This window comes from Aeromonas sp. MaB10011B (assembly GCF_017939325.1).
Taxonomy (GTDB): domain Bacteria; phylum Pseudomonadota; class Gammaproteobacteria; order Enterobacterales; family Aeromonadaceae; genus Aeromonas; species Aeromonas caviae.
In genome coordinates this window covers 52,476-77,073 of record NZ_JAGKRK010000012.1, presented here as the reverse complement: position 1 = coordinate 77,073, position 24,598 = coordinate 52,476, and the positions used below count along the sequence as shown (strand labels likewise).

Genomic DNA, 24,598 nt, shown 5'->3' with positions numbered 1-24,598 from the left:
ATGCGCACCCTTGATTAGCGGCTTCAATACACAAATCGTTAACAAGCTGGCAGGTGCTACTAAAGAGGAAGTGTTAATAATGAATCTGATAATGGGTCTGGTAGGGATGGCGACGCTCATCCTTATTGCGGTGCTGTTCTCCAGCAACCGCAAGGCAATCAAAATTCGTACCGTAGGTGGCGCCTTTGCCATCCAGGCCGGTCTGGGGGCCTTCGTGCTCTACGTGCCGGTCGGTCGTGACATCCTGGTGGGCGTGTCCGACGCCGTCTCCAGCGTCATCGGTTATGGCCAGAACGGCATCGAATTCCTGTTCGGTGGTCTGGTTGGCAACAAGATGTTCGAAGTGTTCGGTGGCGGTGGCTTCGTCTTCGCCTTCCGCGTCCTGCCCGTCATCATCTTCTTCTCTTCCCTGATCGCGGTACTCTACTACCTCGGCATCATGCAGTGGGTGATCAAGCTGCTGGGCGGCGGTCTGCAGAAGGTGCTGGGCACCTCCCGTACCGAATCCCTCTCCGCCACTGCCAACATCTTCGTCGGTCAGACCGAAGCCCCGCTGGTGGTACGTCCCTTCATCTCCAAGATGACCGACTCCGAGCTGTTCGCCGTCATGTGTGGTGGTCTGGCTTCCGTTGCCGGCTCCGTGCTGGCCGGTTACGCCTCCATGGGTGTCAAGATGGAATACCTGATCGCCGCCTCCTTCATGGCTGCCCCGGGTGGTCTGCTGTTCGCCAAGCTGCTGGTACCGGAAACCGAGACCCCGAGCTACGACGAGAACACCGCAGAAGGTGAGCTGGACGACAAGCCGGCCAACGTGATCGACGCTGCCGCCGCCGGTGCCTCCGCCGGTCTGCAACTGGCCCTGAACGTGGGTGCCATGCTGCTGGCCTTCATCGGCCTCATCGCCATGATCAACGGCATCTTCTCCGGTGTGGGCGGCTGGTTCGGTTACCCGCAACTCTCCCTGGAGCTGCTGCTGGGCTGGCTGTTCTCCCCGCTGGCCTTCCTGATCGGCGTGCCCTGGAGCGAAGCGGTCGTGGCCGGTTCCTTCATCGGTCAGAAGCTGGTGGTCAACGAGTTCGTGGCTTACCTGAACTTTGCCCCCTACCTGAAGGATGAAGAACTGATCAACGGAGTGGCCATGTCCGAGCACACCAAGGCGATCATCTCCTTCGCCCTGTGCGGCTTCGCCAACCTGTCCTCCGTCGCCATCCTGCTGGGTGGTCTGGGCTCCATGGCTCCGAACCGTCGCGGCACCATCGCCAAGTTCGGTCTGAAGGCCGTGCTGGCAGGTTCCTTGTCCAACCTGATGTCTGCGACCATCGCAGGCTTCTTCCTGGCGCTGTCCGGCATGTAACATCGCCTGACTGACAGGATAATGACGAACGCCACAGCGATTTGCTGTGGCGTTCTCGTTTGGGGTGGTGACAACCGTTTTCCTGTCAAGACTAATAATAAAGTGAGTCAAATCGGAGGTTCTATGAATGAAGTGCTACTGGCTATGGCGGCCGGCTTTATCGTTGGGGTGTTGTTTTCTTTCCTCAAGTTGCCGATACCGGCGCCGCCCGTCCTCTCCGGCGTCATGGGGATCGTGGGGGTCTATCTGGGGGGCATTGCCTACTCCTGGATCCTGACCCGCTTCTTCTCTTAAGCGCCTTCCAGCGCTGGATTTGCCGGGTGTGAGGTACCTCTGAAATTGGCAAATCCGGCTTGCAAACACGGGGTATCTCGGCTGAAATAGGCGATGCCAGCAGGGTGCTGGCATTGACTAATGCCCGGTGAATCCGGGTGTTGGCGGTCAAATGGAATTGATTGGGAAGTCGGGTCTGCGTAGTCGGCCTTTCTCAAGTCTTCATGGAACCAAGTCCGCACTTTTGTAAGAAAGTGACAGGGCTCTTGCCTTATTTGCAGCCGTATTGCCTGTGCATTTGCGCTGCAATTCCATATCCCGTTGCTCCGGGAACGTCTCTGCCGACCCTTGGTGTTCGGTGAAGCCGCTCGCGGGTGATGGGGCTTAACAAGACTTTGGAGACATAGCATGACTGATCTGAAAGTGGCCGCCCAACGCGCCCTGAACCTGATGGACCTGACCACCCTGAGCGATGACGACACCGATCAGAAGGTGATCGACCTGTGCCACAAGGCCAAGTCTCCGGCCGGCCTGACCGCCGCCGTCTGCATCTACCCCCGTTTCATCCCCATCGCACGCAAGACCCTGCGTGACATCGGCGCCGCCGACGTGCGCATCGCGACCGTGACCAACTTCCCCCACGGCAACGACGACATCGAGATCGCCGTGGCCGAGACCCGCGCCGCCGTGGCCTACGGTGCCGACGAGGTGGACGTGGTCTTCCCGTACCGCGCCTTCATGGCCGGCAATGAACAGGTCGGCTTCGATCTGGTCAAAGCATGTAAGGAAGCCTGCGGCGCCAAGGTACTGCTGAAAGTGATCATCGAGACCGGCGAGTTGAAGGAAGAGGCGCTGATCCGTCGCGCCTCCGAGATCTCCATCGACGCCGGTGCCGATTTCATCAAGACCTCCACCGGCAAGGTGCCGGTCAATGCGACCCCGGAAGCTGCCCGCATCATGATGGAAGTGATCAAGGCCAAGAACCCGAAAGTGGGCTTCAAGCCGGCCGGTGGCGTGAAAGACGCCGCCGTGGCGGGTCAGTACCTGGCCATGGCCGAAGAGATCCTGGGCAAGGACTGGGTATCCGCCCGCACCTTCCGCTTCGGCGCCTCCAGCCTGCTGGCCAGTCTGCTGGCGACCCTGGGGCATGGCGACAAGCCTGCCAATACCAGCGGTTACTAAGCGGTGGCAGGGGGCGGTGCGCCGCCCCCTTTCGGATCTGGTTCGGTCTGTGTTCGTGCGTGATGCACGGAGGGAATGAAAGATGTTTTTGCCTCAAGAAATTATTCGCAAGAAGCGCAACGGTGAAGCGCTCAGTACCCAAGAGATTCAATTCTTCGTTCAGGGCATTACCAACAACACCATCGGCGAGGGGCAGATCGCGGCCCTGGCCATGGCGGTCTACTTCAAGGACATGACCATGGATGAGCGGGTCGCCCTGACCTGCGCCATGCGCGACTCCGGCATGGTATTGACCTGGGACCACCTCAACCTGGGCGGCCCCATCGTCGACAAGCACTCCACCGGCGGCGTGGGTGACGTGGTCTCCCTGATGCTGGGCCCGATGGTCGCTGCGTGCGGCGGTTTCGTGCCCATGATCTCCGGCCGTGGTCTCGGTCACACCGGCGGTACCCTGGACAAGCTGGACGCCATTCCCGGCTACCAGACCTCGGTCGACAACGACCGCTTCCTGAAAGTGGTGAAAGAGGCGGGTGTCGCCATCATCGGCCAGACCGGCGATCTCGCCCCGGCGGACAAGCGTATCTATGCGGTACGGGATATTACCGCCACCGTCGAGTCCATTGCCATGATCACCGGCTCCATCCTCTCCAAGAAGCTTGCCTCCGGGCTCGAAGCCCTGGTGATGGACGTGAAGGTGGGCTCCGGCGCCTTCATGCCGACCTTTGAAGCCTCCGAGGAACTGGCCAGGAGCATCGTCGCCGTGGCCAACGGTGCCGGCTGCCGCACCTCTGCACTCCTGACCGACATGAACCAGGTGCTGGCCTCCAGCGCCGGCAACGCAGTGGAAGTGCGCGAAGCGGTGCGCTACCTGACCGGTGAGTATCGCAACCCGCGCATCCACGAAGTGACCATGGCCCTGTGCGCCGAGATGCTGATCTCCGCCGGTCTTGCCAGCGATGACGGCGATGCCCGCACCAAGCTGCAGGCGGTGCTGGACAACGGCAAGGCAGCCGAGATCTTCGGGCGCATGGTGACCGGCCTCGGTGGTCCCGCCGACTTCATGGAGCGCTACGACGCCTACCTGCCCAAAGCCGCCATCGTGCGCCCTGTCTACGCGGCCCACAGCGGATTCGTCACCGCCATGGACACCCGTGAACTGGGTCTGGCTGTGGTGGCCATGGGCGGCGGTCGCCGCGCCGCCGCCGACAAACTCGATTATGCGGTCGGTCTGACCGACTTTATCCGCCTGGGTCAGAGCGTCGATGCTGACAAGCCGCTCGCCCTGATCCACGCTCAGACAGAAGCTCAATTTGCCGAGGCTGCCCGCATGGTGCAGGCTGTCGTGAAGATCGGCGACACCCGACCAGAGGCGCTGCCCGAGGTTTACCGTCGCATCGGTCTGGCTGATTTGTAACAAGGGGAAGTCCCATGAAACGTACCTTTATTCTGATGATGGACTCTTTCGGTATTGGTGCTGCCGCCGATGCCGACAAGTTCGGCGACGTGGGTGCCAATACCCTTGGCCATATCGCCAAGGCGTGCGCCGCCGGTGAGATCGAGGGCCGTGGCGCTCTCAACCTGCCAAACCTCAGCAAGCTGGGTCTGGGCCACGCGGGCGAACTCGCCAGCGGCACCTTCCCGGCCGGACTGAACAAGGATGTCGAGGTGATCGGTGCCTACGGCTTTGCCCAGGAGCTCTCCTCCGGCAAGGACACCCCGTCCGGTCACTGGGAGATTGCCGGCGTGCCCGTCTTGTTCGAGTGGGGTTATTTCCACGACCATCACAACAGCTTCCCGCAGGAGCTGCTGGATGCCATCGTCGAGAAGGCCGGTCTGCCCGGGTATCTGGGCAACTGCCACGCCTCCGGCACCCAGGTGCTGGACGATCTGGGCGAAGAGCACATGCGCACCGGCAAGCCGATCCTCTACACCTCTGCCGACTCCGTGTTCCAGATCGCCTGCCACGAAGAGACCTATGGCCTCGAGAAGCTCTATGAGCTGTGCCACATCGTGCGCGAGCTGCTGGAGCCCTACAACATCGGCCGCGTCATCGCGCGTCCGTTCGTGGGCAGCGGCAAGGGCAACTTCAAGCGCACCGGCAACCGCCACGACTACTCCGTGCTGCCGCCGGCGCCGACCGTGCTGGACTACATGAAGGAAGCGGGTGGCCAGGTGGTCTCCATCGGAAAGATCGCCGACATCTATGCCCAGCAGGGCATCACCAAGCAGGTGAAGGGGACCGGTCTGACCGAGCTGTGGGACAGGACTCTGGAAGAGGTGAAAGCGGCCGGTGACCAGACAATCGTCTTCACCAACTTCGTGGACTTTGACTCCTCCTACGGTCACCGCCGTGACGTCAAGGGCTACGCCGATGCGCTGGAGTACTTCGACTCCCGCCTGCCGGAGCTGTTCGACCTGCTGCAGGATGGCGACGTGGTGGTGCTGACCGCCGACCACGGCTGTGACCCGACCTGGAGCGGTACCGACCACACCCGCGAATACATTCCGGTACTGTTCTACGGCAAGCCGGTCAAGGCGGGCTCCGTCGGTCGTCGCGAGACCTTCGCCGACATCGGCCAGAGCATCGCGGCCTACCACGGCCTGCCCAAGCTGCAATACGGTACCAGCTTCCTGTGATGGTGACCCCGGGCCGGTTCGCCTGCCCGGGGTGCCACAGGGCCCCGGTTTCCTGTAATGTACCGCCGCCGCGCAGGCAGCGGACAATCCATAAAGACAATAAAACTCAACCTAGTGTGAAGGAATAAAGAGAATGGCAACTCCTCATATCAATGCGAAAGATGGCGCCTTTGCTGATACCGTGCTGATGCCGGGCGACCCCCTGCGTGCCAAGTACATCGCCGAAACCTTCCTGGAGAACGTCGAGCAGGTGTGCGACGTGCGCAATATGTTCGGTTTCACCGGCACCTACAAGGGTCGTCGCATCTCCGTCATGGGTCACGGCATGGGCATCCCGTCCTGCTCCATCTACGCAAAAGAGCTGATCACCGACTACGGCGTGAAGACCCTGATCCGCGTGGGCTCCTGCGGTGCCGTGCGTGAAGACGTGAAACTGCGTGACGTGGTGATCGGCATGGGTGCCTGCACCGACTCCAAAGTGAACCGTCTGCGCTTCAAGGACCACGACTTCGCCGCCATCGCCGACTTCGACCTGGTGGCCAATGCCGTTCAGGCCGCCAAGAACAAGGGCGTGGCCGTGCGCGTGGGCAACATCTTCTCCGCCGATCTGTTCTACACCCCGGACCCCTCCATGTTCGACGTCATGGAAAAATACGGCATCCTGGGTGTCGAGATGGAAGCCGCCGGTATCTATGGCGTGGCCGCCGAGTACGGTGCCAAGGCGCTGACCATCTGCACCGTCTCCGACCATATCCGTACTGGTGAGCAGACCACCTCCGAAGAGCGTCAGCTGACCTTCAACGACATGATCGAAATCGCGCTGGACTCCGTCCTGCTGGGTGACAACTGATCCCCCTCGCGCATAAAAAAACGGCGGCCCTCGGGCCGCCGTTTTGCATTTTTGCGAAGCACGGTCAGAGATCGAGGGCGAAGCGCCCCTTGCCCGACTGCTTGGCCCGGTACATGGCGGCATCGGCCCGGTGCAGCAGATCGTCGATGTGACAATACTGGCCCGAGTGGCAGAGGGCGCCTCCTATGCTGCCGGCAAGGGGCAGCCGGTGACCGGCCACGTCCCCAGGAACCGCCATGGCCGCCAGCAGCCGCTCGCACAGGGCGGGCAGCTCCAGTTCCGGCTGGCGCAGGGCGGGCAGTATGATGGTGAACTCGTCGCCGGCCAGGCGCGCCACCATGTCCCCCGGGCGCACCTCGGCACTCAGCACCTGGGCGAAGCGTTGCAACAGGGCATCGCCGACGTGGTGTCCCAGCCTGTCGTTGATCCCCTTGAAGCCGTCGAGATCGAGGAACAGCAGGCCCAGGGGTTCGGCATTCTGGCGCACCCGCTCCAGCTCCCGGGAGAGGCGCAGGGTGAAGGCGCGCCGGTTGGGCAGGCCGGTGAGGGGGTCGTGAGCCGCCTCGTGTTCCAGCTGGCTTTGCAGCGCCTTGAACTCGGTGATGTCGCTGCCGAGGATGTAGACCCCGGGCTCGTCGCCCCGGCTCGGGATCATGGTGATCCTGAGGTCGCGTCGGCCTATGGGGAGATCGAAACGGTGCTCGAAACTCACCTGCTCACCGGCGAGGGCCTTTGCCACATAGGCCATGGCCCTGCCGTGGGCCTCCTCGCCGATGACGTCCCGCACGCTCATTTCCCGCATCTGTTCGGTATCGAGCCCGAAGTAGCGGCAATAGGCCTGGTTGGCGAACAGGTAACGCCCCTCGGGCGACACCATGCTGATGGTGACCGGCAGGCCATCGGTGATGGCCCGCAGTCGGGCACGGCCACGCTCGATCTCCGCGAGCACCTGGCGGCGGGCCGTGATGTCGTGCAAAAACAGGGCGATGCGCACCTTGCCGTCGAACTGGTAACGCTCGGCAATCACCTCGACCGGGATGTGCCGGCCTGTGCGGGTGATGATGTCGCACTCCAGCCGCCGTGGCGGACTCTGCGGGTTGCCTGACAGGCTCAGCAGGGGATGCTCGGCGCCGAGTAGCCCGAAGAGGGGACGGCCCAGCATCTCGTCGGCGTGCCAGCCGAGCAGGGTAGTGGAGGCCGGGTTCCAGCCTGTGATGATGAAATCGGCATCGAGCTCGAGTAAGGCATTGCTGGTGTGCTCCAGCATGTGCTGCAAGCGGTGCTGCTCCTGCCACAGCTGCTGCTGCATGGCGCCGCGCTCGCGCATCTCCTGATGCAGCTGTTCCACCGTGCGGGAGAGCTCCCGGGTCCGTGACTGCACCTGCTGCTCGAGCCCTTGCTGCAGCCGCACGAGTTCGGCCTCGGCCTGTTTGCGCTCGGTGAGGTCGGCAAACACGGCGATCATGTGGGGAGCCATGGTGCGGCTCTGGCAGAGGGTCACGCTGAGCTGGACCCAGCACTGGGTGCCATCGGCCCGGATCATCCGCTTCTCCAGCCGGTAATCCTGCCGTTGCCCCGCGATCAGGGCATCGAACAGGGGCTGCTCCCGTTGCAGATCTTCGGGATGGGTCATGGCGAGCCAGGTCCGGCTCAGCATCTCGTGCTCGCTGTAACCGAGCAGCCGCTCCAGCCCCGGGTTGGCTCTCAGCCATTTCCCCTCGAGGGAGGAGAGGGCCATGCCCACCGACGACTGGTTGAAGGTGAGGGTGAAGAGGTGCTCCTTGTCTTCCAGCACCTGGTTGAGGGTGCGCACCTGGTGGCGCCGCTCCAGATCGTGCAGGGTGTTCTCCACCAGGCGGCCGAAGTCGTCGAGATCCCGGCAGGCCTCTTCATCGAGATGGCGCGGCACATGGTCCACCAGGCAGAGGGTGCCGAGCACCACGCCATCAAGAGCGCGCAGGGGGCGGCCGGCGTAGAAGACCACGCCGGGATCATCGGTCACCAGCGGATTGTCGGCAAAGCGGAGATCCCGTCTGGCATCCGGTACCTGCATGATGTCGGGGCGCAAAATGGCATGACCGCAGAAGGAGTGTTCCCGGTTGATCTCGCACATATCGACCCCGGTGCGGGCGAGAAACCACTGCCTGTTCACGTCGGTCAGGGAGACCATGGCGATGGGGAGTGCGAAATGCCGGGTGATGAGCCGGGTGAGGCGATCAAGCTGATCGATGGGCTCGTGGTCGAGCAGGCCGAGGATGCGCAGTCGTTCCAGTCGACTGTGTTCATCCCGCGGCAAGGGGGGCAATCATGTGGCTCTCCTGCCAGTGATCTTGCCAGTGTTATATACAAGCCGGAGGATGTGATCCACTCCCGCTTATTGCGGAGCGGCGGGTTTGCTCTGTTTCTTGTGCTTGCGCACCCGCATGTAGTTGCGACGGACCCCGTAGGAGATGAGCAGGCCGGCCAGCAGCATCACCAGCAGCATCAGGCGCTGTTTCTCCTGGTTGACCTTGAGATGGGTATCTTGTGCGGCCAGCAGTTTCTGCTCTTCCAGGGTGATCCTCAGATAGCCCAGGGTCAGGTTTCCGTCCTGGATCTCCTGGACAAACTGGATGCGCCCCTTGCCCTGCTCCGGCAGGGATTTGTTGTCGCTGCCGATGGGCAGCAGGCTGTCCAGCGGCAGGGCGTTGTCCGACTGGGCGAGGGGAATACCGCGGGCGTCGTAGAGGGTGACATCCAGAATGTCAGGCTCGGCGGCCAGATCCTGCGCCAGTCTCTCCAGCTCGCTCTCCTTGTCCTCCTTGATCCAGCGGCGCATGTCCCGGGCGGCATAGGCGACCAGCGCCTGTGCCCTGTCCCGTGCCGCCGCGTGCAGGGCGGCCTGACTCTCTCCCTGCATGTGGATGAGCAGCACCAGCACCCAGAGACCGAGCAGGACTCCCGCCGCCAGGCTGACAACACGTTTGATGGGAAGATGACGCACAGAACCGGGCCTCTGGTAATGGATGAGCGGGGCTGGCTGGTGCCCCGGTGCCGCTAAGCGGGAAACAGGGTGGTCTGTTTCCATCTCTGCCCGCACCGCAGGCGGGATCTTGGCGCTTGCCTGTACAAAAAGCAATACGCTACTCTGGGCCCGCATGATGAACCCCATGATTTCCAAGGAAGGCGTCTCTCTTATGTTGTTGTCCCAACTTCCCCGCTCCCTGCACGAATGGTCCGGGGCCCTGAGCTGTGCCCCCTGCTGGCAGCTCACCAACGAAGCCCTGCTGCCCGCGGCCAACGCCCACGACAGCGCCTGGATTGTCCTGTTTGGCAAGGGGCTGGAGGCCGGTCATCTGGCCCGCCTGGCCCAGCAGCTGGATGCCCTGGGGCTTGAGTCAAGCCTCTATCCCGCAGGGGAGCAGGCCGGTATTCCGCTGCTGCTGCTTGGCACCAACCGCTTCTCCCCCGAGCTGGTGCAGGCGCTCAAAGCCCAGGAGTGGGACATCGACCTGTGTCATCTGGCCGCCCTGCCCACCCTGAGTGAGCCCGGCCTGCTGGTGATGGACATGGATTCCACCGCGATCAGGATAGAGTGCATCGACGAAATCGCGCGGCTGGCCGGGGTCGGTGAGCAGGTGGCGGCCGTTACCGCGGCAGCCATGCAGGGCAAGCTGGAGTTTGCCGACAGTCTGCGTGCCCGGGTGGCGCTGCTGGAAGGGGCGCCGGTCACCATCCTCGACGAGGTGGCGGCCGACATGCCCTGGATGCCGGGCCTGCCACTCATGGTCGATACCCTCAAGCAGGCTGGCTGGAAGGTGGCGATCGCCTCCGGTGGCTTCACCCGTTTTGCCGGCGAGTTGCAGCGTGCCCTGGGTCTGGATGCCATTTTCGCCAACGAGCTGGCGGTGGAAGGGGGCTTGCTGACCGGCAAGGTGAGCGGCCCCATCGTCGATGCCGTCGCCAAGGCCGAGGCACTGCAACAGCTGGCCTCGGAGTACGGGGTGGTTGCATCCCAGACGGTCGCGGTCGGCGATGGTGCCAACGATCTCAAGATGATGGGGGTGGCGGGGCTGGGCATTGCCATTCATGCCAAACCCCTGGTTCGTGCCCAGGCGGCGGCGACCCTCAATCACCACGATCTGGAAGGGGTGCTCTGCCTGCTCGGCGCCCTGGCTTGTCGCGACCGACGCTGGTGCTGATCCCGCTCTAAGGAGGAGTCGATCACGAGATGGAACTGTTACAGCAATCCCTGTTTGTCCCCTGCGGTGAGCATCGACTCCATGTGCGCCATATCCAGCCCGGTGTCGCGGTGCATGCCGACCCCATCCTGATGGTGCACGGGGCCATCGAGAACGGCCGCATCTTCTACACCGAATCGGGCAAGGGGCTTGCCTGCTTTCTGGCTCGCCACGGGTATCAGGTCTATGTGGCGGATCTGCGTGGTCGGGGTCTGAGCACACCGACCATCGCCGAGCGGGCCGGCCACGGCCAGCATGAGCTGATCACCGAGGATCTGCCCGCCCTGCAGCACTGGGTATCGACCCGCCATGCCGGTGCCCGGGTGCACTGGATGGCCCACTCCTGGGGCGGCGTCATCATGGCCTCGACCCTGGTGCGCTTTCCCGAGCTGGCGGAGCAGGTTGCCAGCCTGGTGTTCTTCGGCACCAAGCGGGGGGTCTCGGTGCAGAACCCGGAGCGCTGGTTGAAGGTGGATCTGATCTGGAACCGGCTCGCCCCCTGGCTGGCGCGCCGCCGGGGTTTTTTGGCCGCCCGCCGGTTGAAGATAGGGGCCGATGATGAGCCCCTGCGCTACTTGCAGGAGACCATCCCCTGGGTCAAGTGCGGGCCCTGGTTGGACCCCTTTGACGGCTTCGCCTATGACGAGGCGGCGAGATGGGTCAACTGGCCCCCGCTCTGGATGATCTCCGCCAAGGCGGACAAGGTACTTGGCCACCCCGTCGACGTGCGCCGCTTCAGCGACGAGATGGGCTCGGCCGCCCGCCACACCCGCCTTGGGCGGGACAACGGCAACCGGCTCGATTACGACCACATCAACATGTTGACGGCGCCCCAGGCACAGGAGGATCACTTCCCCGACATCCTCGCCTGGCTGCGCAACCCCCAGGCTGCCTGATAGACAAAAAACGGGCACTTTCGTGCCCGTTTTTTGTTGTCTCCCGGCCCTGCTGGCTAGCGGGGCCCGGATGGTATGCCAAGGCGGAACAGGGTCGCCTCGGTGGTATCGGTCAGTTCACCCACGCCCACGACACTCCAGAGCTCCTCTTCCAGCTTCTTGGCCTTGTGAATGGCGAACTTGGCGATGTAGTCCAGTTCACCCGCGATGAAGCTGGTGTCCGGGCGGCCGGTGCGCGAAATACCCACCAGTACCGAATAGAACTCTCCCTGTTGCCGGGCCAGCTCGATGAAGCGGCGCTTTTGATCCGGTGAGCTGAAGCTGCTGGCCAGGTGGCTGCGAAACAGGGGTGTTCCCCCCTGGGAGTGGAGGGCGGCGATGTAGACCTCCTCCTCTTCCGGCTTGTCTTCCCGCTCGATGGCGCGCAGGGGATTGAGCAGCAGGGCCTTGAGCAGTGCCCCCTGGAACAGGGGATACAGGTTCAACTGCTGATCCTGCTCGGCACAGATGCGCAGCAGACGGGAAAGGCTGCGTGGCTGTGGCGAGAGGCCGGCCGCGGCCAGTTTCGGGGCGGCCTTGAGCTTGTTCACATAGACGGGGGTGTTGAACAGGTGGTGGGTGTAGAGGTTGCGCAGCGCCCTGGCCATGCCGCGATAGCGATTGAACTCCCGGGTGGTCTTGAGCTTGTTCTGGTTGCTTTCGATAAGCAGGCTGAAGAACTGGTGGCCGGTATGGCGCTCAGCCGTCCCCTCGATGCACAGATGCAGCACGGTTCTGCTCAGGTTGAGGCTGACCAGCCGATAGGGCAGGCGTTGCAGGTCCATGTTCCTGGCGAGCTCCTGCAAACGGGGCAGGGCCACAGTGATGATGTCTCCCTTCTCCCCGTCGAACGGCTCCTCCAGCTCGATTTGCATGCCGTGGGCAGAGATGTCTCGGGTCCAGCCGACCCAGGATCGCTCCTTGTGATGCAAGACGATGGCCGTCTTGTGCATGTAGCGCGCCTCCTTGCGCAGTTGCACATAGTGCAGCGTCTCTATCTCGAAGGGGGCGGCATGGATGTCATGGCCAAAGCGCTGCAAGGCGTTGGCGTTGAGCGGATCCTGACCCGTCTCTCGCTGGAACTCGTCGCGCTGGTTGTCCAGGTTTATCTCCTGCAGCATGCCCACGTATCCGAGCTGGGCCAGGCGCTCGCGCAGCAGCCTGTCCTGCAACTGGCTCGCCCCGCCCTGGGGGTTGTCGAGGTCGGCCTCCCGCAGGGTGCAGGCTTCCATGCTGAACTTGTACACCCGCCAACTGGGGCGGCGGGCGCCGATCTGGAAGAAGAGCGCGGTCAGTCCGCTCTGTTCCAGCTCCTCCCGGGTCGCGGAGAAGAAGTAGAGGTGGCTGCGTACCGCATGGGTAAAGCTGTAGATCAGCGTCTCGCGCAGCCCCTCTTTGCCTGGGAGCAATGAGGGCATGCGGGCAGCAGTGAAGAGGCTGGCGAGCATGTCGCGGTTCTTGGCGTCGCGCCAGTATTCGAGAATGTGCTGGTTGTTCTCGGTGCGCAGGGCGATCTCGAGGGCGGGGACGCTGCCCTTGCCGAAGTAGAGGGGCATGCCGGTCATGCGTGGCAGATAGAACTGCTCATACCCCTTGATGACGGCGGCGGAGAGCAGGTAGTCGACGCTGACGCGATAGCGGCTGCGGTTGCGCTCGATGAAGTCGCGCAGGAACTCGTCGAACACCGGATGCTCGCCGTTCTTGAGCAGCCTTAGCCAGAATTTGTCCTCTTTTCTCTCCTCCCCCAGGATCTGGTAGCTGACCGGGTCACGCAGCAGGGGATGGGGATGATCGCGTTCCAGTCCGGTGAAAAAGACAGCTATCAGGTCGCCTGTCTGGTAGTCGGGCAGATAGGGCACGGATACCCGGATGCCGCCGAGGGAGATGTCGGAGCTCTTGGCGAGGATTTTCTCGCCGTTGGCGAGTTGGAGCACCATGGGCGAGCTGAAGTGCATGCGCTCTTCCTGTCGCCCGTAATGGCTGGCGAAGGGGATGGCGCTGACATCGAACGGACGAAACGGGCTGATGGGCAGTGCCAGATTGTCGCTGCGCCCCTGGTTGAGCTTGTACCAGGCTTGCAGCGCCTCGTAGACCCCCAGGGTGTAGCTGTCCCGGTAGAGGTAGCACTGGGATTGAAACAGCTCGATGGCCTCGGCGGGCATGAAGTGGGTCACCCCGTCGAACTCATGCACCTGACAGAGGGCGCCCAGCTCGTTGCGCATGTCGATGACGCGCCGACAGGGGGTGCACTTGCGTTTGAGTTCCATCTTCAGCAGGAACCGGCTGTTGGTATTTTCGTTCTGGGTCAGACGGTTGAAGATTTCGTCGAAGTCCTTTTCCCGGAGCAGGGGGACAAGTTGTTCTATCAGATGTAGTGGTTGTTCTGAATCCATGTATTCCTGCCGCGGAAAGTCACTTTTCCGATTCTGGGTTTGATCTGCCGGTCGCAAACAAGTATATCAAGCAGGAATTCATCCTGTCCCCGAGTTATCCATGGCCAAAAACAAAACCGCCTATGTTTGTTCCGAATGTGGAGCCGACTTCACCCGCTGGCAAGGTCAGTGCAGCGAGTGCAAGGAGTGGAACACCATCACCGAGGTGCGACTGGGGGTGACGACACCCGGCAAGAGCGCTCGCTATACCGGTTATGCGGGCGCCGTCGGCAGCCAGGTGCAGACCCTCGCGGAGATCGCTACCACGGAGATCCCCCGTTTCAGCTCGGGCTTCAAGGAGCTGGACCGCGTACTCGGTGGCGGTGTGGTCCCCGGTTCGGCCATTCTTATCGGCGGCAACCCCGGGGCCGGCAAGTCGACCCTGTTGCTGCAGACCATGTGCGGCCTGGCGCAGCGCATGAAGACCCTCTATGTGACCGGTGAGGAGTCACTGCAACAGGTGGCGATGCGGGCCGGTCGGCTGGGTCTGCCCACGGACAAGCTGCGCATGTTGTCCGAGACCAGCGTCGAGCAGATTTGTCTCATCGCCCAGCAGGAGCAGCCTCAGATCATGGTCATCGACTCCATCCAGGTGATGCACGTGGCGGATGTGCAGTCCGCGCCGGGTTCCGTCTCCCAGGTGCGGGAGTCGGCGGCGCTGTTGACACGCTATGCCAAGCAGAATCATGTGGCCATCTTCATGGTGGGCCACGTCACCAAGGACGGCACCCTGGCGGGCCCCAAGGTGCTGGAGCACTGCATCGACTGCTCCGTGCTGCTGGATGGCGGGCACGACTCGCGTTTTCGCACCCTGCGCTCCCACAAGAACCGCTTCGGTGCGGTCAACGAACTGGGGGTCTTCGCCATGACCGGGCAGGGAATGAAGGAGGTGAGCAACCCTTCCGCGATTTTCCTCAGCCGCGGGGAGGAGCAGGCGCCGGGCTCCATCGTCATGGTGATCTGGGAAGGCACGCGCCCCCTGCTGGTGGAGTTGCAGGCGCTGGTGGATTACTCCCAGCTCTCCAATCCGCGCCGGGTGGCGGTGGGGATGGACCACAACCGTCTCGCCATGCTGCTGGCGGTGCTGCATCGTCACGGCGGGTTGCAGATGGCGGATCAGGATGTGTTCATCAACGTGGTGGGTGGCGTCAAAGTTGAGGAGACCAGCGCGGATCTGGCGCTGCTGCTGGCCATGGTGTCGAGCTTCCGGGATCAGGCCCTGCCCAAGGATCTGGTAGTCTTTGGTGAGGTGGGGCTCTCCGGCGAGATACGGCCCGTGCCCTCGGGTCAGGAGCGACTGCAGGAGGCGGCCAAGCACGGTTTCCGCCGAGCCATCGTCCCGCATGCCAATGCGCCCAAACATCCCATCGAGGGGATGGAGGTGGTGCCGGTGAAGAAACTCTCCGATGCCCTCGAGGCCCTGTAACCAACCATGAAAAAGGAGCGTATGAACGCTCCTTTGTTTTTCTGACCGCCCGCTCAGGATTCGGGGGGGACGTGGTCTCGGTGCTCTTGCAGCAACTGCTCCAGCTCGCGATGGAGCAGTTGCTCCTCTCCGATGTTCAGCTCGATCATCCGCTTGAGGTGAGTGGCGCTGTCGATGTCGATGTGGTGGCAGTAAAACCCCAGCTTTTTGCTGGCTTCGTGGGTCAGCTCGACCTGCATCTTGATCTCGATGTCGCTGCCCCCGAGCACGAAGCAGATTTCGTACTCCTTGTCCTCGCTGGCGACCCAATCCTCGGGTCTGAGCAGCAGGGCTCCCTGCAGGGAGACATCGACCAGCTGGGTGCGCCACTGGTGTTCACCCTGGGTGAGCTTGGCGGCGGTCAAATAGAAAATCCGAGTAAAGTGGCGGCGCTCGGTCATGGTCGTCTCCGGTCTGCGTGCGAGCAAGATGCTCATCCTTCATGTTGCAGAGTGTAATCCAGCTGGCACGCCAGGATATTGAACTGGCTCCGATATTGAATATCAGACCTGCTGATGGCTGAGGGATTCCACCACCTGCAGCGCCTTGACCAGCCGATCCTCCTGTTTGAACCTGTCTTCCAGCACGGGGCCGAGTTGGTTCAGATCCTCGTCCAGTTGCAGCAACTGGGCTTCGTCGGCGTTGCTGTACTTGTCGTTGAACTCCAGCGCGAATTCGGTACAGGCACGGATATGGGGGTAGATGCGCTTGGCCAGCTCCAGTTTGTCGCCGCTGGCTTGCTCAAAGGCGGTGACGACGTGGTTGTAGATCTCGAAATGGCCTGCGCTGACGTAGTCGACCAGTTGTTCGCAAAAACGTTGCAGTTCTACATGGCCTGGGAGGGTGCGTTGCTTGCACTTGGCGGGCATGAGGCCTGCCAGTCGCATGTACTCGACCAGCAACGCCTGTCTGGCATCCAGCCAGTCATCTATTGCTCTGTGCTTGCCTGCCAGTGCGCGCTTGGTTTTTTCCAGTTCAGTTAACATAGTCCCTCCATGGGCATGGCATGCGGCACTCGCGTCGCACGCCTCCGGTCATTCTCATCGACTGACGACACTCCTATAACTAGGGAAAATCCAGTTGACCGTCAATAGGAGTGTAGGGATATTGTTACATCAGGCGGGGATTTGCATGCCTCTCCCCACCGGTGCTTCGCATCCTGTCGCCCATCCAGGGGACAAGGGGGCGATATATGTGACTATTTCCGCAGATCTTGATGAAAACCCCAGCATTCAAGCCTATCCGGCTGATAAAGCCTTTGCCTGAGTGTTTTTTTTTGAATAGAGTGGCCCGGTGCTAAATGCCCGATCATAAAGGAAATGTTATGAACAAAGCTCAACTTGTCGATGCAATTGCCGCCAAAGCAGACCTGAGCAAAGCTCAGGCCAAAGTCGCTCTGGAAGAGATCATCAATGGTATTACCCAGAGCCTGAAAGAGGGCGATGCCGTTCAGTTGGTGGGTTTTGGTACCTTCAAGGTCAACCATCGCGCGGGCCGTACCGGTCGCAACCCGCAAACTGGTAAAGAGATCCAGATTGCAGCCGCCAATGTGCCGTCCTTCGTGGCTGGTAAGGCGCTGAAAGACGCCGTCAAATAAGATCGTCTTGTAATCAAATGAAACCCGGCTTGTGCCGGGTTTTTTCTTGCCATCTTCGTCAAAATTTGTTTCAGATACACTCAGAATATGGCATGCGCTGTAGCGAGGTGGATATGGAACAGAAAAATGCCATTCGGCAGGTAGCCGTCCCCTGGGCTCCCTCTCGTCAACTCCCTCCCGGCCTGGTCGTGGCCGAACTGCATCAGGATATCTGGAGCGACACCCTGACCGTCATGCTGGGGCGTGCTCGCAGCATCGATCTGCCTCCGTTGCCCCTGTGCCGGGTGAGTTTTCGCCACATCTTCGCAGTGCGGGTGATGGAGGATTGCGATCTGGCGGAGGGGCGTGACAGCCACGTCATCGAGGAGCAGATCCAGCTCATCACCCCGTCCCGTTTCGCCAGCTGGTTCCATCAGGAATCCGATGGACTGCACCTGGATGAAGATTTGCAGCACTACCGCATCTCGACCTGGGATTACTGCGCCGATGTGCTGACCTCTTCTCCCCCTGAACTCCAGTTCATGGTTCAGGAGGAGTAAGCCAGATTGTCGGGTCGCCTCCGTGGTGACAAAAAAGCCGGCGCAGGGGCGCCGGCTTTTTCTTGTTCGGGAGCGTGGGGCGCTTAGCCCAGGATCTGGTCCCGGTGCAGCCCCAGCACGATCAGCAGCCCGATGAAATAGAAGGCGCTGAGCTTGATGCCGAGAATGGTGAGCAGGCCGGCGCACAGACGCACCAGGGCCTTGTGCAGCCAGGATCCGGTGAAGCGGTACATGATCACTCCACCGCGTCGGCCGGCGCGAACTCCGGCACCTTGGCCATGGCGTCCAGCACCACTTGAATGTCGGCCCCCGGCTTGCAGGCATTCTCGCTCAGATGGCGACGCCAGGCGCGCGCCCCCTGCATGTTCTGGAACAACCCCAGCATGTGGCGGGTCATGTGGGAGAGGTAGTTGCCCTTGGCCAGCTCCTGTTCGATGTAGGGCAGCATCATCCGCACCACCTCGTGGCGGCTTGGCACGGCATGGTTCTCGCCGAACACCAGATTGTCCACCTGGGCCAGAATGTAGGGATTCTGGTAGGCTTCGCGACCCATCATGACCCCGTCGAGGTGCTGCAGATGTTCAAGAGTCTGCTCCAGACTGGTCACCCCGCCGTTGATGGCAATGGTCAGATCCGGGTAATCCTGCTTGACCCGGTAGACGCGAGGATAATCGAGGGGCGGGATCTCGCGGTTCTCTTTCGGGCTCAGGCCGCTCAGCCAGGCCTTGCGGGCGTGGACGATGAAGGTATCGCAACCGGCGTCCCTTACCTGCTCGATGAAGGCCTGCAAGAACTCGTAGGAGTCTTGCTCGTCGATGCCAATACGGGTCTTCACGGTGACCGGAATATCGACCACGTCGCGCATCGCCTTGACGCAATCGGCCACCAGTGCGGGTTCACCCATGAGGCAGGCGCCGAAGCGGCCGTTTTGCACCCGATCGGAGGGGCAGCCGACGTTGAGGTTGATCTCGTCATAGCCGCGCTCCTCGGCGAGCCTGGCGCAGCGGGCCAGGTCTGCCGGGTTGCTGCCACCCAGTTGCAGGGCGAGAGGGTGTTCCTGCTCGCTGTAGCCCAGATAGTCGCCCTTGCCGTGGATGATGGCGCCCGTGGTCACCATCTCGGTATAGAGCAGGGTCTGGCGGGTCATCAGACGGTGGAAATAACGGCAATGCCGATCGGTCCAGTCCAGCATGGGGGCGATGGAAAAGCGCTGCGCCTGCATAAAAATCATCCGGGTTGGCCAAACAAGGGGCGGGATTCTATCACAACGTGAGACAGCCCCAGAAAATGAATTTTGTCGCCGCGCACTGGGGGCCCTGTGATAGTATCCGGCTAATTGACAGGGTATCTGCGTGAACATGAATCAAGACCAACTTCTACAACGAGCGGAACGCCTCTGCGAGCAGCGCGGGATCCGTTTCACCCCGACACGGCGCCAGGTGCTCCGGCTGCTTGCCGCCCACGGCAATGCCATTAGTGCCTATGATTTGCTGGCCCAGTTGCAGCAGACCGAGGCTCATGCCAAACCGCCTACCGTCTATCGGGCGCTCGACTTCCTGCTCGAACAGGGCTTTGCCCACAAGGTGGAGTCGCTCAACGCCTTCATCTTCTGCTGCCACTTCGACCATGCCCACCCGATGCAACTGCTGATCTGCGATCGTTGCGGTGAGGTAGTGGAGCTGCACGATCCCGCCATCGACGGCGCCTTTTCCGAGCAGGCTCATCAGCATGGTTTTACTATTACCAACAAGACCATAGAAGCCCATGGTCAATGTGCCCGCTGTTCCGTTACCGTAGGAAGTCAAGATGAAGGCTGATTTTGTAAACCCGTTCCTGCTCTCCCTGCTCAACGTGCTCTCCACCATGGCACAGCTGGAACTCAAACCGGGCGCGCCCAAGCGCAAGACGGACGAGCTGGCTCGGGGAGATGTCTCCGGCCTGATTGGCATGGTGGGTCCGCAGACCCGGGGCTCCCTCTCCATCAGTTTCGAGAAGGGGCTGGCATTGGAGATCATGCGTCGCATGCTGGGGGAGGCGCCGGCCACCATCAACGAGGAAGTGACCGACATGGTGGGCGAGATCACCAATATGGTGACGGGCGGCGCCAAACGCATGCTGGGGGAGAAGGGCTATGAGTTCGACATGGCGACCCCGGTCATCGTCTCCGGTCCCAATCACACCATCACTCACCGGGCAGACGGCGCCAAGATCATGATGCCGTTCGAATCGGAGTATGGCCGTGCCACCATCGAGATCTGCTTCGAGTAATCGCCATGTGGAAGATGCTGAAATGGAGTGTCATCGGTGGGGTGGTGCTGCTTATCCTGTCGGATATCGAGATCAGCACCTCTCTCTACAAGTACGAAGACAACCGCGTGGAGATCAACTTCCCGCGCTGGCAGGCTGACCAGCCCTGGTGCACCCTGCGCTGGCATGAGGGCCGGTTTGAGCATCACTGGTACGGTCTTGCAGGCAAACCCAAGCCAGCAACCGTCCTCTGAAGAGCGCTCTCCACAACGGATGAACCAGATTGCACCAACAAAAAAGAGGCCAGCAAATGCTGGCCTCTTTTTTGGGTCAAGATCTGTTATCAGGCCGCTTCTGCAGCCAGCTTGCCATTGCCACGCACCATGACACCGAGGCCACAGGCCAGCAGGGTCGGCAGCAACCAGGCCAGGCCCTTGTCAAACAGCGGCAGGAAGGCGAAAGCATCCATCTTCATGCCGGCGGCGCCCAGGCCGTCCAGGCAGCCGAACAGGAAGGCGACCAGCAGCACGGAGCGGAACACCAGGCGGGGGCGACCGAAGTAACCCTTCAGGAAGGTGACCAGCACCAGCGCCACGGCAACCGGGTAGATGGCGACCAGCACCGGAATGGAGAGGCTGATGAGCTGGCTCAGGCCCACGTTGGCCACGACGCCGCAGATGACACCCAGCAGCACGACCAGCTTCTTGTAGCTCATGCCGGTCAGGTTGTGGAAGAAGTCGGAGCAGGCGGAGATGAGGCCGACGGCCGTGGTGAAGCAGGCCAGGGTGATGATGGCAGCCAGGATGAACTGACCCGGTTGGCCGAACAGGCTCAGCACGTAGGCGTTGACGATGGCACCGCCGTTGCTCACGTCGGTGGCGACGCCGGCAGCGGTGTTACCCAGCTGGAACAGGGAGACATAGACCACGGAGAGACCGATGGCGGAGATGATGCCAGCGATGGCCAGGTACTTGAACTGGCTCTGGTAGTCATGGATGCCTTTCTGGCGCAGCAGGTCGACGATCAGGGCGCCGAACATCAGGGACGCCAGGGTGTCCATGGTGTTGTAGCCTTCCAGAATGCCCTTCACGAAGGGGGTGCTTTGGTAGTCACCGGATGCGGCAGGCATGCTTCCTTGCGGTGCGACGAAGACACCGGTGGCCAGGGTCAGCAGCAGCAGCATCAGCAGCGGGGTCAGGTACTTGCCGATGGCATCCATCAGCTTGCCCTGGTTCAGGGAGACCAGGATGGCCACGCCGAAGAACAGTACTGTATAGGCAGCCAGACCGGATGGTCCCATGTCGCCAAGGAAGGGCTTGAGGCCCATCTCGTAGGCCACCAGGCCGGTACGGGGGGCGGCGAAGGCCGGGCCGATGATGATGTAGATGGCGACGGCCAGTGCGGTGGCCACGCCGGCCGGCAGCAGCTTGGTCATGCCGGCCCAGCCGTTGCCAGCCTTGGCGACGGCGATGATGGTGATGAGGGGCAGGCCCACGGCGGTGACCAGGAAGCCCAGCATGGCCAGGGAGAGGTGCTCACCCGCCATGAAGCCGGCCAGGGGCGGGAAGATGATGTTGCCTGCGCCCAGATAGAACGCAAAGGTCATGAAGCCCAATCCGAGTACATCGGACAATGTGAGTGATTTCGTCAAGTTCAACCTCGTCTGTCTTGTAAACTATTGCTTGTTATAGTTTTTTATTTGTCAGTGACCGGCACTTTCCGGAGGTAAAAAAAAGAGCCCCGCTGGTTTTTTCATCGCGACCAGTGGTTTGAACTGGTCTTGAGCGGGCGCTCATTTAGCAGTCAGCATAATGATGTGAAAAAATAGTTCAAGGCAAAATTTACATCTTCAAATAGAAGGGGCTGGTTAGTTGGATATATCTGTCGGAATAGCCTCCTGTGGCAGAATGGATCACAATTTCACCCCTCTCGCACTTGTTTAATCCTCTGCCAAGCAGCAATAAAACACGATTTGCCTCTTTCCCATCTCTGGTAGTAACAGCCAGATAACAACGTTCATACAGATCATAACTCGACGAAATGCATAAAATTTCATCCGCCATCGCCGTGGGCAGCACCAGGGCCAGTTGCCCGGTACGGCTCAGCAGGCGATCGCTGGCGGCCAGCAATCCCCTTGGGTCGAGCCCCCCGGTATGACGGGCCAGAGCCCTGGCCGGATCGCGAAGTGTCTGGCCTGCCGGGAAATAGGGCGGGTTGGAGACGATGAGATCGTAAGGGGGGGCGAGGTGATCCTGAATGGCGCTCTCTATGATGGTGACCCGCTCACGCCAGGGGGAGGCCGCCACATTCTCCTGGGCCTGCATGGCTGCATCCTTATCCAGCTCCACCCCGTCTATGTGGCAGTCGTTCGTGCTGCGCTGGGCCAGCATCAGGGCGATGAGGCCGCTGCCGGTGCCGATGTCCAGCACCCGGCGGGCGCTGTCGACCGGCGCCCAGGCTCCCAGCAGAATGCCGTCCGTACCGACCTTCATGGCGCAGCGGTCGTGATCGATGTGAAATTGCTTGAACGTGAAACCGTTGTTGCGCCCCATTCGGCCCTCCTCCTGTGCCTGCCCGCGGAAAATGGCCGGCGATTATAGCGGCTAAGCCACAGTCACCATAGGAGCCGGCGGCATAATCGCCTATAATCTGCCGCTTCCTTAATGACCGAGTATTGCCATGAGCCAGTCCTTTGATGATTTCGACCTGAATCCAGCCCTCAGTCGGGCCTTGGCCGAGATGGGATTCACCCGCCCCACCACCATCCAGCAGATGGTGCTGGAGCCAGCCCTGGACGGCCGCGATATTCTGGCTTCTGCGCCGACCGGAACCGGCAAGACCGCCGCCTTCCTGCTGCCCGCGATGCAGCACCTGCTGGACTTCCCGCGTCGCAAGCCGGGTCCGTGCCGCATGCTGATCCTGACTCCGACCCGCGAGCTCGCGCTGCAGGTGAGTGCTCACGCCAAGGCCCTGGCGGTGCACACCCATCTCAGCATCGAGACCATCATCGGTGGCGTCAGCCATGAAGAGCAGCTGCCTGCCCTGACCAAGACCACCGACATCGTGGTGGCCACCCCGGGCCGTCTGCTCGAGTACATCGAGAAAGAGGAGTTCGAGAGCCACGACATCGAGGTGCTGGTGCTGGATGAAGCGGACCGGATGCTGGACATGGGCTTCATCAAGGACGTGAACCGCATCGTGGAAGAGGCGCGCTACCGTAAACACACCATGCTCTTCTCCGCCACCCTGGAAGGGGCCGGCCTCGAGAAGTTTGCGAGCGAGATCCTCAAAGATCCGGTTGAGCTGCACGCCGAGCCGCCCCGCAGCGAGCGCCGCCCCATCACCCAGTGGATCCACCTGGCCGATGATGCCGCCCACAAGCTGGCTCTGCTGGTGCACATCCTGAAAAACCCGGAGACCCAGAAGGCCATTATCTTCGTCAAGACCCGTGAGCGACTGGCGGAGCTTTCCGGCCAGTTGCAGGCGGCAGGCGTGCCCTGCGCCTGGATCCGTGGCGAGATGGAGCAGGCCAAGCGCATCGAGTCTATCCGCAAGTTCCACGAAGGGGAGGTTCCCTTCCTCATCGCCACCGACGTGGCCGCCCGCGGCATCGACCTGCCGAACGTCAGCCATGTCATCAACTACGACATGCCCTACGGCGCGGATGTTTATGTGCACCGCATCGGTCGTACCGGCCGTGCCGGCAACCGTGGCTGCGCCATCAGCCTGGTGGAAGCCCACGACATGGCCATGGTCGCCAAGATCGAACGCTACACCGAGGAGCGCCTCAAGCGCCGGGTGATCGATGAGCTGCGCCCCAGACACAAGGAAGCGCGGGTGCCGGTGAAGAAGAAAAAGCCGAAGGATGCCAAGAAGTCGGCAAAGAAGAAAAAGAAGTAATACCCCTGAGCACAGTTGAAACGGCCATCCCAGGATGGCCGTTTTGCTGTCTGCTGCCTGGGGAGTGGCCTGAGAGAGGCGCAGAAAAAAGCCGACGCAAGGACGTCGGCCAACAAAAAGTGCTTACAACAGAGGATTCACAGAGTCAGACCCGAGGATCTCCGACTTGGTTCCCTTGAATGTGTAATTAATTTTCAGCGCGCTTGAACATCAGGGTATTGGCGTCGGACTCTTCCGGTACAAAGTAGTAACCGTCGGCATCGAAACCGGTCAGCTGTTCCACCCGGGTGAGCCGATGCTTGATGATGTGGCGTGCCATCATGCCGCGGGCCTTCTTGGCGTAGAAGCTGATGATCTTGAACTGGCCGTTCTTCTCGTCCTTGAACACCGGTGTGATGATGCGCCCCTGCAGGGCTTTCGGGCGCACCGACTTGAAATACTCGTCGGAGGCGAGGTTGATCAGCACGTCGTCCCCCTGGGCCGCCAGCGCCTTGTTCAGGTGCTCAGTGATGATGTCGTCCCAGAACTGGTAGAGGTCCTTGCCGCGCGGGTTCTCCAGCCTAATCCCCATCTCCAGGCGGTAGGGCATCATGAGATCAAGCGGCCGCAGTACGCCATAAAGGCCGGAGAGCATGCGCAGGTGGGCCTGGGCGAAGTCGAGGTCGGCCTCGCTGAAATCTTCTACGGCCAGACCGGTGTAGACGTCCCCCTTGAAGGCCAGCAGCGCCTGGCGGGCGCTGGCCAGCGTGAAGTCAGGCTGCCACTCGGCAAAGCGGGCGGCGTTGAGGCCGGCGAGCTTGTCGCTGATCTTCATCAGGCTGGCGATCTGGTCCGGGCTCAGTTGACGAGCCCGGGTGATCAGTGCTGCGGAGTGGTCCAGCAGTTCGGGTTGGGTGAAACGGGAGGTCACCAGGGGTGACTCGTAATCCAGCGTCTTGGCCGGGGAAACCACAATCAGCATAACGGT

The 24,598-nt window shown here is 61.6% G+C and carries 25 protein-coding genes; 15 read left to right on the top strand and 10 right to left on the bottom strand.

What is annotated here, in order from left to right:
- Positions 1–79 precede the first annotated feature (79 nt).
- The 6 genes from J9893_RS05565 to deoD all read left to right on the top strand — a co-directional run bounded on the left by J9893_RS05565 (position 80) and on the right by deoD (position 6,296).
- Positions 80–1,354, top strand: a complete 1,275-nt coding sequence (locus tag J9893_RS05565) for a NupC/NupG family nucleoside CNT transporter (protein ID WP_210600277.1) — start codon at positions 80–82, stop codon at positions 1,352–1,354.
- A 123-nt stretch (positions 1,355–1,477) separates the two neighbouring features.
- Complete coding sequence (locus tag J9893_RS05560; RefSeq protein ID WP_010673027.1) at positions 1,478–1,648, top strand: DUF1427 family protein; 171 nt, start codon at positions 1,478–1,480, stop codon at positions 1,646–1,648.
- Positions 1,649–2,035: 387 nt separating this feature from the next.
- Complete coding sequence (gene deoC / locus J9893_RS05555; RefSeq protein WP_210600279.1) at positions 2,036–2,809, top strand: deoxyribose-phosphate aldolase; 774 nt, start codon at positions 2,036–2,038, stop codon at positions 2,807–2,809.
- Between the two features lie 82 nt (positions 2,810–2,891).
- A complete protein-coding gene (gene deoA, locus J9893_RS05550) occupies positions 2,892–4,223 on the top strand; it encodes a thymidine phosphorylase (protein WP_210600280.1) in 1,332 nt (443 codons plus the stop codon).
- A gap of 14 nt (positions 4,224–4,237) precedes the next feature.
- Positions 4,238–5,446 (top strand): phosphopentomutase, encoded by a 1,209-nt coding sequence (locus tag J9893_RS05545; protein WP_039039948.1) that lies wholly within the window; start codon positions 4,238–4,240, stop codon positions 5,444–5,446.
- Between the two features lie 133 nt (positions 5,447–5,579).
- Positions 5,580–6,296, top strand: coding sequence for a purine-nucleoside phosphorylase (deoD, locus tag J9893_RS05540; protein ID WP_005341325.1), 717 nt, complete (start codon positions 5,580–5,582; stop codon positions 6,294–6,296).
- Between the two features lie 64 nt (positions 6,297–6,360).
- Here deoD and J9893_RS05535 read toward each other — a convergent pair whose 3' ends face one another.
- Positions 6,361–8,601, bottom strand: coding sequence for a PAS domain S-box protein (locus tag J9893_RS05535; protein WP_210600282.1), 2,241 nt, complete (start codon positions 8,599–8,601; stop codon positions 6,361–6,363).
- A 69-nt stretch (positions 8,602–8,670) separates the two neighbouring features.
- Positions 8,671–9,279 (bottom strand): AhpA/YtjB family protein, encoded by a 609-nt coding sequence (locus J9893_RS05530; protein WP_010673032.1) that lies wholly within the window; start codon positions 9,277–9,279, stop codon positions 8,671–8,673.
- A gap of 193 nt (positions 9,280–9,472) precedes the next feature.
- On the opposite strand from J9893_RS05530, the gene serB reads away from it, so the two are divergent.
- Together serB and J9893_RS05520 are read left to right on the top strand one after the other, a co-directional pair.
- On the top strand, positions 9,473–10,477 hold the full coding sequence (gene serB / locus J9893_RS05525) for a phosphoserine phosphatase SerB (protein ID WP_210600284.1): 1,005 nt from the start codon (positions 9,473–9,475) through the stop codon (positions 10,475–10,477).
- A gap of 29 nt (positions 10,478–10,506) precedes the next feature.
- Entirely contained in the window at positions 10,507–11,412 is a 906-nt protein-coding gene (locus J9893_RS05520; RefSeq protein WP_210600286.1) for an alpha/beta fold hydrolase, read from the top strand.
- Positions 11,413–11,468: 56 nt separating this feature from the next.
- Here J9893_RS05520 and J9893_RS05515 read toward each other — a convergent pair whose 3' ends face one another.
- A complete protein-coding gene (locus J9893_RS05515; RefSeq protein WP_202043097.1) occupies positions 11,469–13,844 on the bottom strand; it encodes a PilZ domain-containing protein in 2,376 nt (791 codons plus the stop codon).
- A gap of 100 nt (positions 13,845–13,944) precedes the next feature.
- On the opposite strand from J9893_RS05515, the gene radA reads away from it, so the two are divergent.
- Positions 13,945–15,309, top strand: a complete 1,365-nt coding sequence (gene radA / locus J9893_RS05510) for a DNA repair protein RadA (protein ID WP_010673036.1) — start codon at positions 13,945–13,947, stop codon at positions 15,307–15,309.
- A gap of 53 nt (positions 15,310–15,362) precedes the next feature.
- Here radA and J9893_RS05505 read toward each other — a convergent pair whose 3' ends face one another.
- Positions 15,363–15,749 (bottom strand): PilZ domain-containing protein, encoded by a 387-nt coding sequence (locus J9893_RS05505; protein ID WP_041210932.1) that lies wholly within the window; start codon positions 15,747–15,749, stop codon positions 15,363–15,365.
- Between the two features lie 102 nt (positions 15,750–15,851).
- Positions 15,852–16,334 carry an Rsd/AlgQ family anti-sigma factor gene (locus J9893_RS05500; RefSeq protein WP_029313757.1) on the bottom strand — a complete coding sequence of 161 codons (483 nt, stop codon included), beginning with the start codon at positions 16,332–16,334 and terminating at the stop codon, positions 15,852–15,854.
- A gap of 338 nt (positions 16,335–16,672) precedes the next feature.
- Between J9893_RS05500 and hupA the strand changes: the two genes are divergently transcribed.
- Both hupA and J9893_RS05490 read left to right on the top strand, forming a co-directional pair.
- Complete coding sequence (gene hupA, locus J9893_RS05495; protein ID WP_005305063.1) at positions 16,673–16,945, top strand: nucleoid-associated protein HU-alpha; 273 nt, start codon at positions 16,673–16,675, stop codon at positions 16,943–16,945.
- Positions 16,946–17,058: 113 nt separating this feature from the next.
- Positions 17,059–17,484, top strand: a complete 426-nt coding sequence (locus J9893_RS05490) for a hypothetical protein (RefSeq protein WP_029313758.1) — start codon at positions 17,059–17,061, stop codon at positions 17,482–17,484.
- Between the two features lie 83 nt (positions 17,485–17,567).
- Here the strand turns inward: J9893_RS05490 and J9893_RS05485 are convergent, their stop codons facing one another.
- A complete protein-coding gene (locus J9893_RS05485) occupies positions 17,568–17,717 on the bottom strand; it encodes a hypothetical protein (RefSeq protein ID WP_080944170.1) in 150 nt (49 codons plus the stop codon).
- A gap of 2 nt (positions 17,718–17,719) precedes the next feature.
- Entirely contained in the window at positions 17,720–18,706 is a 987-nt protein-coding gene (gene dusA / locus J9893_RS05480) for a tRNA dihydrouridine(20/20a) synthase DusA (RefSeq protein WP_210600288.1), read from the bottom strand.
- Between the two features lie 136 nt (positions 18,707–18,842).
- Between dusA and zur the strand changes: the two genes are divergently transcribed.
- From zur to J9893_RS05465, 3 genes are read left to right on the top strand one after another with little or no spacing between them, the layout of a single operon-like run.
- Entirely contained in the window at positions 18,843–19,301 is a 459-nt protein-coding gene (gene zur, locus J9893_RS05475; protein WP_042882157.1) for a zinc uptake transcriptional repressor Zur, read from the top strand.
- On the top strand, positions 19,291–19,752 hold the full coding sequence (locus J9893_RS05470; protein ID WP_010673043.1) for a chemotaxis protein CheX: 462 nt from the start codon (positions 19,291–19,293) through the stop codon (positions 19,750–19,752). The genes zur and J9893_RS05470 overlap by 11 nt, the downstream gene beginning before the upstream one ends.
- 5 nt (positions 19,753–19,757) lie before the next feature.
- The gene (locus J9893_RS05465; protein ID WP_049636474.1) at positions 19,758–19,985 is read left to right on the top strand and encodes a hypothetical protein; all 228 of its coding nucleotides are present in this window, start codon (positions 19,758–19,760) and stop codon (positions 19,983–19,985) included.
- 89 nt (positions 19,986–20,074) lie between these two features.
- Here the strand turns inward: J9893_RS05465 and brnQ are convergent, their stop codons facing one another.
- Together brnQ and J9893_RS05455 are read right to left on the bottom strand one after the other, a co-directional pair.
- Positions 20,075–21,382, bottom strand: coding sequence for a branched-chain amino acid transport system II carrier protein (gene brnQ / locus J9893_RS05460; protein ID WP_104456053.1), 1,308 nt, complete (start codon positions 21,380–21,382; stop codon positions 20,075–20,077).
- Positions 21,383–21,572: 190 nt separating this feature from the next.
- Complete coding sequence (locus tag J9893_RS05455) at positions 21,573–22,283, bottom strand: tRNA1(Val) (adenine(37)-N6)-methyltransferase (RefSeq protein WP_104455224.1); 711 nt, start codon at positions 22,281–22,283, stop codon at positions 21,573–21,575.
- 127 nt (positions 22,284–22,410) lie between these two features.
- Here J9893_RS05455 and srmB point away from each other — a divergent pair, with 127 nt between their 5' ends.
- A complete protein-coding gene (gene srmB / locus J9893_RS05450; protein ID WP_041210934.1) occupies positions 22,411–23,631 on the top strand; it encodes an ATP-dependent RNA helicase SrmB in 1,221 nt (406 codons plus the stop codon).
- A 187-nt stretch (positions 23,632–23,818) separates the two neighbouring features.
- Here srmB and yaaA read toward each other — a convergent pair whose 3' ends face one another.
- Entirely contained in the window at positions 23,819–24,592 is a 774-nt protein-coding gene (gene yaaA, locus J9893_RS05445) for a peroxide stress protein YaaA (protein WP_210600290.1), read from the bottom strand.
- Between the last annotated feature and the right edge of the window lie 6 nt (positions 24,593–24,598).

What these genes read in the sequence shown, in the direction of transcription:
- J9893_RS05565 (WP_210600277.1), top strand. Translation starts at nt 80, where the DNA reads ATGAATCTGATAATGGGTCTGGTAGGGATGGCGACGCTCATCCTTATT.
- J9893_RS05560 (WP_010673027.1), top strand. Translation starts at nt 1,478, where the DNA reads ATGAATGAAGTGCTACTGGCTATGGCGGCCGGCTTTATCGTTGGGGTG.
- deoC (WP_210600279.1), top strand. Translation starts at nt 2,036, where the DNA reads ATGACTGATCTGAAAGTGGCCGCCCAACGCGCCCTGAACCTGATGGAC.
- deoA (WP_210600280.1), top strand. Translation starts at nt 2,892, where the DNA reads ATGTTTTTGCCTCAAGAAATTATTCGCAAGAAGCGCAACGGTGAAGCG.
- J9893_RS05545 (WP_039039948.1), top strand. Translation starts at nt 4,238, where the DNA reads ATGAAACGTACCTTTATTCTGATGATGGACTCTTTCGGTATTGGTGCT.
- deoD (WP_005341325.1), top strand. Translation starts at nt 5,580, where the DNA reads ATGGCAACTCCTCATATCAATGCGAAAGATGGCGCCTTTGCTGATACC.
- serB (WP_210600284.1), top strand. Translation starts at nt 9,473, where the DNA reads ATGTTGTTGTCCCAACTTCCCCGCTCCCTGCACGAATGGTCCGGGGCC.
- J9893_RS05520 (WP_210600286.1), top strand. Translation starts at nt 10,507, where the DNA reads ATGGAACTGTTACAGCAATCCCTGTTTGTCCCCTGCGGTGAGCATCGA.
- J9893_RS05515 (WP_202043097.1), bottom strand. Translation starts at nt 13,844, where the DNA reads ATGGATTCAGAACAACCACTACATCTGATAGAACAACTTGTCCCCCTG.
- radA (WP_010673036.1), top strand. Translation starts at nt 13,945, where the DNA reads ATGGCCAAAAACAAAACCGCCTATGTTTGTTCCGAATGTGGAGCCGAC.
- J9893_RS05505 (WP_041210932.1), bottom strand. Translation starts at nt 15,749, where the DNA reads ATGACCGAGCGCCGCCACTTTACTCGGATTTTCTATTTGACCGCCGCC.
- J9893_RS05500 (WP_029313757.1), bottom strand. Translation starts at nt 16,334, where the DNA reads ATGTTAACTGAACTGGAAAAAACCAAGCGCGCACTGGCAGGCAAGCAC.
- hupA (WP_005305063.1), top strand. Translation starts at nt 16,673, where the DNA reads ATGAACAAAGCTCAACTTGTCGATGCAATTGCCGCCAAAGCAGACCTG.
- J9893_RS05490 (WP_029313758.1), top strand. Translation starts at nt 17,059, where the DNA reads ATGGAACAGAAAAATGCCATTCGGCAGGTAGCCGTCCCCTGGGCTCCC.
- J9893_RS05485 (WP_080944170.1), bottom strand. Translation starts at nt 17,717, where the DNA reads ATGTACCGCTTCACCGGATCCTGGCTGCACAAGGCCCTGGTGCGTCTG.
- dusA (WP_210600288.1), bottom strand. Translation starts at nt 18,706, where the DNA reads ATGCAGGCGCAGCGCTTTTCCATCGCCCCCATGCTGGACTGGACCGAT.
- zur (WP_042882157.1), top strand. Translation starts at nt 18,843, where the DNA reads ATGAATCAAGACCAACTTCTACAACGAGCGGAACGCCTCTGCGAGCAG.
- J9893_RS05470 (WP_010673043.1), top strand. Translation starts at nt 19,291, where the DNA reads ATGAAGGCTGATTTTGTAAACCCGTTCCTGCTCTCCCTGCTCAACGTG.
- J9893_RS05465 (WP_049636474.1), top strand. Translation starts at nt 19,758, where the DNA reads ATGTGGAAGATGCTGAAATGGAGTGTCATCGGTGGGGTGGTGCTGCTT.
- J9893_RS05455 (WP_104455224.1), bottom strand. Translation starts at nt 22,283, where the DNA reads ATGGGGCGCAACAACGGTTTCACGTTCAAGCAATTTCACATCGATCAC.
- srmB (WP_041210934.1), top strand. Translation starts at nt 22,411, where the DNA reads ATGAGCCAGTCCTTTGATGATTTCGACCTGAATCCAGCCCTCAGTCGG.
- yaaA (WP_210600290.1), bottom strand. Translation starts at nt 24,592, where the DNA reads ATGCTGATTGTGGTTTCCCCGGCCAAGACGCTGGATTACGAGTCACCC.